Source organism: Bacillus sp. 05T22, from assembly GCF_056396765.1.
Genome location: NZ_JBFTMC010000157.1, coordinates 1 through 7,799 on the forward strand (window position 1 = coordinate 1; position 7,799 = coordinate 7,799).

Sequence of the window (7,799 nt, forward strand, 5' to 3'; positions counted from 1 at the left end):
TTTGAATAACCATCCTTTTTCATCTCAATCACTTTCCACTTTATTTCTTCTGGGTAATGTACTCTTTCTTTCAAATGAAAAACACCTCCGTTGAATTTGCATACTTAGTATGCGAATTCAGGAGGTGTTTTTTTCATGTACCACTATTCAGGTTCACTTCAACTCAAGAGGCTTTCTTTTACTTATTCTTAAACTTCTCCTTCGCCGCTCTCATCTTCACATTCAAATCATGATCAATGGAGTCACGAATATCACGCTCTACTACTTCCATTTCTTTTTGGAAGTTTTGTAAGTAAACTTGTAATTCTTCTTCTTTTTCAGGACGTTGTGATGGTGGCAACTGTGCTACAAGTGATAACATATCAATTAAGTCTTTCATCAAGAACGTTTCCAGTTTATGTTGTTGTTCAAACATGCGTTGTTCTTGGTAGTACGGAAGTGCATTTAATACGGAAATTGTAATGTCATCAACTGTTCTTTGTAGTGACGGATTAATTGAACGTTTATATGCCTGAATGGTATTCAATGCATCAGGATAACGATCATAAAAATACAGTTTATAAAACGATAGATCTGTTGGCTTGGATGATTGCTGTGATTCTTGCCTTAAGAAATCTTTTACTTTCATCACTGCTACATCAATATCTTCATTTGTCACTTTTTTCGTTGTTTTTGCCATCACATGCACTTTCTTTTGTTTATCTTTCGGTAACATAGAGAAAACTTGTTCTCTTGTACGCTGACCTGAAACGCAGAAAAGGGTATTCAATGCTTTTTGTTCCTTTTTTCCTTCTGTACGAATCCAGCGATAAAAAAGTGGATGTTGCGTAAACTCTTGTAAAAACGGCGTTGATTTATTTGATAGCTTTTCAACCGATTCATGCGCTCGTTTATACGGCTTCGCCCATGACAAGTAAAATTTCCGACCGAAGTAAACAAGTAAAACAACAACTGTAAACCCTAATAAAAGCAAAATCCCACCAATCATTAAAACAAATTCGAAGAAACCCATTTTTTCACCTCCTCTAATGCCTCTTTATTTCTTCGGGCGCTGAATGAGCTTCTGCTTCATTTCATTATTAAATGTGTCAAGTTCAATAACAAACTTCTTACTAGATTCAATAATGCGCTCCGATGATTTCTCAGATGCTTCAATAGCCGCAAATACATTTTGAAATGATTCGCGCAATTTATCCATGCTGATTGCTGGATTTTCAAGCAGCTTCGTCGTTTCTTCTGTGTTTTGCTTTAAAGCCTGTGAATTACTTAATACCATCGATTCAATTGCTTCATTCGTTGCGTTAACTGCATCAATCGTTTTCCGTTGATTTGTTAATGCGAGTTGAATTGCTGCGGAAACCGTAATAACGTTTTGTGTCATTGTAATCGCATTACGAATTGCTTCTGTTAACTTTTCATTATTTTTCTTAATGATGTCTACAGATGCGATAGATTGCAGTAATACGCTCTTTGCTTGCTGCATATTGCGTGTACGCACAAGAATTTTTTCTAATGCATCATTAATTAATGGAATATCCTTTTGACGATCTGGATTTTGCTTTTCAGCCTCAAGCATCCCGGCAAGCTTACGCCCTAGATACACTTGTTTATCAAGGGCATGGATTTTATCATGTGATTGCTCTTTTAACATTTCTAAACCAACTGTATCCTCTTGTAAATTGTCACGTCCAATAAGCAGCGCTCTTATTATTTCTTCAATTTGTTTATCTATGGATTGATATTTATGCACATATGTTTCAAGTGGATTTTTCTTAAAAACTTTAAACATAAATTTCTTCATACCTGATGCTTTCAATGAATTAGGGTCGAGTTCTGATACCACTTTACGCAATTCTAATAACRTATTTGGAATTTCTTCATTCTTTCCATTCATCATTGCAGTTACAGGACGTTTTAGTGCTGATAATGTTTGCCCTGCTGCTTGCTGTTCTTTATCCCCTAAATCTCCAAGCTGTGATAATACTTTCGAAAGATCTGTATTTTGTTCACTATTTAACTTCTGTACATATAAATCAGCTTCTTTATTCAATTCAACAAGTTCTTCATCTTTAATAACTGTATCAACAACTACTTGCATATTGTCTTTCACTACTGATACAGGTTCTTTTTTCTCTAATTCAGTCAACAAAATCGCTCCTTTATTTATATGTGCGAATTTATTTGCACTATATTTCATCTAAGATATCGTGTTCAACATGTATGGTACTGGTTTGAAATCGATTTTCAATAAACTCCTGCTTATGCAGTCATTCCCTGTTTCTTATCATAAGTATACCTGTTCTCTACATTATTTTCCTCAGACTTAAGACCTAGAAGGTCAGGTGCTGAAGGCGGATTCTTCACGTGTTACACGGTTTATTGTTTAGTAATTCCGCTTTCAATTTCATTTTGTCTACCTTCCCATTCAGTTTCTTCGGTAATTGTGATAATACAGTCCAATGACTTTTAACAAAGCCTTTCAGTGTACCTGTTGAACCTGAATTATAACCAAAGAAATATATAAATCATCAGGTCTACTCACATATCTAAAAGGAAAATCAATATTGTTCTGCTCAATCGTTTGACATACAGTCTCTTTAGATGTGATAATCCAATTAAGCTCCGTTCTATTTATAATCGCTTCCATTCAACTCCTGTAACTTCTGGATGAACTGGCATTATAATTCCACCAATTTCTGAAACTGCAAGCGCATCTCGAATCCATTCCATACAATTTTCTAATTTCATAATAAAAACACGCCCTGGTATCGCTCCATCTTGTGTAAAAGCTGATGCACGTGTAGAGACACAATTCGTTATGGCTATATCCCTTCATTTTTTTCGTGCTACAAACGCTCCTTTTTGAAAGGCTAGTAATACAGTTTCAAACGTATCATCTTCTTCAATCATCTGAATAAATTCTGCTAACTCTTCTGCATGCGAAGTCGCATTATCAATGACAAGAAATCCTTGTGGTTCTAATATGCGTTTTATATTTTCCCACCACCACATATATTGCGTACGCTCTGAATCTAGAAAAATAAAATCAAATGAACGATTTACTTGTACATCTAGAAACGCTCCTGCTTCTTGATTATGAATATCAATCCGATATCTAAGATTTGCCTTTTCAAAATTCATAAGTGCCTCTGCGACCCTTTCTGAAGAAAGCTCAACAGTTGTAACATTTCCTTTTGTTTCTTCAGCCGCATTTGCCAGCCATAATGTTGAATATCCATTTGAAGTACCAATTTCTAAAATTTTTTGTGCACTACACCCTTTTATTAAAATAGATAAAAATTGTCCCATCTCACGAGAAACATTTCTTAACTTTTCTTCTCGCTTTTCTTTTTTGCTATCATGCTCTTCCCCGTACTTTTCAAGTTCTAACAACAATAATTCTAATGAATTCATGCTATTCATCGCCTTTCTAACAAATTTAATGATTAAAAATTGATGAGAAAGTTAATTATGTTTGTCTACTTTTCATTATATGCGAAACGAAAATATTTTTCCTGTTATAAGACAAAGAATTGAATTTTTTTGTAGCGTATTGTTTCATTTTTTGGTAAAGTTAATTTCTACGTGTAATTATTCCATTCACATTATTTTACAATCAAAATGCAATTATAAAATCATTTTTAATCGGTATTTCACATTAAAGAAGCGCCCTTTTCGGACGCATTTTCTTTTGTTTATAACTGTATGTAAGAAAGGATGCTTTGAACATGAACGTGATTAATTTAGAGGCTGCTAGAAAACGTAAGCAGCACAAAAAGCGAATGATAACTATACCGATTATTAAGCGTATTTACGAAGAGGACGGAGAAATTAAGTGCGAGGTATTAGGCGAAAAAGATGTTCCTCTTGAAATGTTAGAGAAGTAATTTACATGATTTTAAATCGAAGACGCATCTCTGTTGAGATGCGTCTTTTTCATTCTATGCATTCTCATTTAAATGCATAAGCTTTTCTGGATTCATCATCATATAAATAGATGCTATTTTCTCTTCTTGAAATTCAAACGAAAGCACATACGTAGCGCGATTATTTATATTTACAATAATACCTGGTGTACCATTTACCATTCTAAATGTAATGGAATATTCTTCTGGTAACTTTTTGGTAATCCCTAAGAATAAACGAACAATCCTTTCAGATGTGTAAATTGGTTTAAGAGCCGTTGTAACCTCCCCTCCACCATCTGATTTGAATATCGCATCTGTTTTTAAAATTTCTAGCATTGCCTGTACGTYTCCTCGCTGCAAAGATGCGACAAATTGTTCCACATATGCAGCCATCTGCTTTGTACTTAATTTTGAAGCTTTCGGTTTATCCACAATACTCTTTCTAGCACGATGAAAGATTTGCCGACAATTCGCACTGTTTTTATCAACAATTGATGCAATTTCATCATAATCGTAACCAAAAACTTCTCGTAATATAAACACTGCCCGTTCAACTTCAGATAACTGTTGTAAAAGCAAAAGATACGCTGTAGAAATAGACTCCTTCATTATATATGTCATTGAGGGATCATCATTTTCTTCAACAAGTGGTTCAGGTAACCACATGCCAATATAAACATTTCGTTTATGAGCTGCTGAACGTAATTTATCGATTGTACGATTCGTAACCATCTTACATAAATACGCTTTTACATTATCAACAGACTCTAGCTCTTCTATTTGATTTAATGAAAGAAATGTATCATGAACAATATCTTCAGCGTCCATAACACTCCCGAGCATACGATAGGCTAAAGAAAACAATAATGGTTTATACGCTTGATACAATTGTTCCATTTCCACACTCACATGACCCTCTTTCAATTTGTGACTTTACTTTGTTCTAAAATTTGTAGTGCTGCTCGTTTACCGCTAGAAACCGCAGCATCAGCTAATAATTCATCATGTCCAGCCCAATCTCCTGCAACATATATCCCTGGCATTTCAGGAACAGTAGGCCCTGGATTTTCAGTACGCCCAATATGAGGAAAATCATAGACAACTGTTATTTTAGGTAAATATTGCTTTTCAACTAACTCCTGTTGCCACTTCGGGTGTAGTAAATCCATTGTATGTTCTAACAAAATTTTATCATCATTAAAGTTACTAGATTGTAATGTAGGATTATGATATTTTATCAATCCCACTACTACCGTTCCATCTGCGCTCAGCTTAGCAGCTCTCGATTGATTCGTAAAAAATACAGGTTGATCTAACCCTAAAGCAAATTGATGTAATGAATTAGGCAATCTTCTCAAGCCAAGATCTAATGAAGCAACTGTTACTGGCACTGATTGGTCTTCCCATATATGCAGCGTGGTGTCTTTTGCTCCCTTTACAATTTTACAAGCTTCTTTTGGTGGTATAGTAACAACAACCGTAGGAACTTCAAAAAATTCGTCACCAGAACAACGAATTCTTTGAATATGACCACAGTGCTCAATTTCAACTACGTTTTTACTCGCTATAAAATGAACTCCAGCATTTGTAGCTTCGTCTCTTAGCTTTGTTATAATTGTCTCCCAACCACCATCTACATAAAAAACTCCTTCTTTCATTGATCGTTGTATTTGTTTTAGTACAGAGGATGCTAACTGTAATGTAGGAGCATATGTGTAAGTTGATGTTCGGCATAGTGCATAAAACATATTTCTTACCATCGGATCTTTAATTTCTTTTTCTGCCCATACACTCAAACTCATTTTAGGAAGTGTATTTAAATCTAATTTTCCGAGCTTTAACATCAAATGAGAGAATTGTATTTTAGCAGGCCATGAAAGTAATAGTGTAGATAAGATTGACCGAAAATCTGTCGGTATTGTATACACATCATTTTTCCATATACCATGTGCGCTAGTTGAAGGTATGTCTCCTGGAATGTTGATTCCAAGTTCCTCAAAAGTTGATAGTGCTTCTCCCCCGCGATATAAAGCGTGCGTCCCAAGATTCATAAGGATGCCGTTTTTATTCGTTGTTATTGCTCTTCCACCAAAGCGACTTGATTTCTCTAATACAACAACTTTTTTACCTTCCCTAGCTAAATAAATCGAAGCTGTTAATCCAGCAAGTCCCCCGCCTATAATTGCCACATTAAAATTCTCCATATATATTCCCTCCTTATTGTTCTACACACAAGACGGATGAAGAAAGAAGAATGTGACATCTTTTAAGATTTATTTTTCCTTCAAAAACAAAAAGATCCTTTATCACATACTAAAGGATCTTTTTGTTTACATAATATAATTACCAAAAACTTGTATGAGAGGTAGTCTTTAATGGCACTGGATTCCAACTTTGTTGTATTGTTTGCCATGATTTAACCGTTCCATCTTTACTTTTAATAAATGCTTTAAATTCTATATTTCTTTCAGCTGGCAACACAACATTTCCTCTCCAATCATTACTATGAGAATCATAATATAATTGAATTGGATACTGTTTTGTGTCCCAACTTCCTAATTCCGCACGATTCCCAGTAATATAAACAGTATCTCCTATTGTTGTAGGAACATTTTTTACTACAATCGTTTGCATAACAGGGGTTACACCTAATAAATCTTTAAATTTCCCCATTAATGAATTGTTATACATTACATCTTGATAACGAAGTAACGTAAATCCAGCAAAATTATAATTGAAAGCCATTTCTGCAACTCGTTTATACTCTTCTTCATTTCCGATACTTAAAGCATTTTCACCGTTTAATACAATTCCCTTTTCATTGGCTAATGTTGCAATATTTTGTACCAATGTTTTTGGCATTGAATATTCCGGATAACTACCTTTATCTGTCATTTCTAAACAAGTAAATGTTACATCTAGCTTTGCACTTTTGAAAGCATCAAGTAAATGGCTATAATCATTATACCCTGCAGGCTTTTCAGCTCCATGAGGTATTGTTGGGTTATTATATTGCCAATGTACGCCTGCAATTTTTGCACCAATTGGTACTTGGAAAGTTGTGTCAAATGCATTATGTGCTAATTCACCAATTAATTTTGTATGATTTTCCAAGATGCCCTGATACCATTCTAAATAGTCTTTTCCATACATAGAAAGATATCCATTCATTAAAAATTGTTCCCCATCGCTTGGTGGTAAAATTGCTAACTCTGAAATCAGTTTCGTGCCCCATGCTTTATTCACTTCATTTAGAGAACCATATTTATTTAATACCCATAAACGAAATTTAGATTTTGCAAACTCTGTATACGCTTGAAACTTTCCACGTGAGGGATATCCTGTCCCATCGGAAGTTGTATATGAAGGATATCTTAGTTCACCAGCTGGTCCTCCAGATAAATATATTTTTGCGATTACATCTTTATATGGTTTCATAGCTGCTGCGAATGCTGTATAGAGTTCACCATATTCCTTTCGAATTACATCTGAAGCAAGTGGATTTAATGTTTCTTTATTGACAGTTCCTGTTTCAGACTTAAAATAAAGGCTATCATCGGATTTTTGATTCCAAACCCATGGAGGAATTGGTACATTGCAATCATCTCCAACATTTCCACCGCACTGATGTGTGGAAATAATAGGAATCATTTTCATACCTGCGTTTTTTACCGATTGAGCAAAGCGCTGTGCGTATGAAAAATCAAATTGCTGATCTCCGTTCTTTTCCATATCCCCCCACCAAAAATCAACTGTAATAGCATAAAAACCATTTTGTTTTGCCCATCGTAAATCATTTTCAAATGTCTCCCAATTTGTTACTTCCGGTATCTTTTTTAATGGCGCCATTAAATATGCTTTGTAATCTGGATTCATTCCTTTTCCATTTAC

7 protein-coding genes are annotated in these 7,799 nt (G+C 34.7%); 1 reads left to right on the top strand and 6 read right to left on the bottom strand.

All coding sequences use genetic code 11. The features are described 5' to 3' along the window. Positions 1–178 precede the first annotated feature (178 nt). The 3 genes from AC1DIT_RS26045 to AC1DIT_RS26055 all read right to left on the bottom strand — a co-directional run bounded on the left by AC1DIT_RS26045 (position 179) and on the right by AC1DIT_RS26055 (position 3,423). On the bottom strand, positions 179–1,012 hold the full coding sequence (locus AC1DIT_RS26045) for a DUF3974 domain-containing protein (protein ID WP_016114864.1): 834 nt from the start codon (positions 1,010–1,012) through the stop codon (positions 179–181). A gap of 24 nt (positions 1,013–1,036) precedes the next feature. Further along, positions 1,037–2,146: a toxic anion resistance protein gene (locus AC1DIT_RS26050; RefSeq protein WP_476998516.1), complete on the bottom strand. Its 1,110-nt coding sequence runs from the start codon at positions 2,144–2,146 to the stop codon at positions 1,037–1,039. A gap of 686 nt (positions 2,147–2,832) precedes the next feature. Next, complete coding sequence (locus tag AC1DIT_RS26055; protein WP_029426826.1) at positions 2,833–3,423, bottom strand: O-methyltransferase; 591 nt, start codon at positions 3,421–3,423, stop codon at positions 2,833–2,835. Between the two features lie 305 nt (positions 3,424–3,728). On the opposite strand from AC1DIT_RS26055, the gene AC1DIT_RS26060 reads away from it, so the two are divergent. Beyond that, positions 3,729–3,887, top strand: coding sequence for a hypothetical protein (locus tag AC1DIT_RS26060; protein WP_016114861.1), 159 nt, complete (start codon positions 3,729–3,731; stop codon positions 3,885–3,887). A 54-nt stretch (positions 3,888–3,941) separates the two neighbouring features. Here AC1DIT_RS26060 and AC1DIT_RS26065 read toward each other — a convergent pair whose 3' ends face one another. The 3 genes from AC1DIT_RS26065 to spoII all read right to left on the bottom strand — a co-directional run. Continuing rightward, the gene (locus tag AC1DIT_RS26065; RefSeq protein WP_476998518.1) at positions 3,942–4,811 is read right to left on the bottom strand and encodes a sigma-70 family RNA polymerase sigma factor; all 870 of its coding nucleotides are present in this window, start codon (positions 4,809–4,811) and stop codon (positions 3,942–3,944) included. A gap of 17 nt (positions 4,812–4,828) precedes the next feature. Beyond that, entirely contained in the window at positions 4,829–6,112 is a 1,284-nt protein-coding gene (locus AC1DIT_RS26070; protein WP_016114859.1) for a phytoene desaturase family protein, read from the bottom strand. A gap of 139 nt (positions 6,113–6,251) precedes the next feature. Beyond that, positions 6,252–7,799, bottom strand: a 1,548-nt coding sequence (gene spoII / locus AC1DIT_RS26075; RefSeq protein WP_476998517.1) for a beta-amylase, incomplete at its 5' end; no start/stop codon positions are given.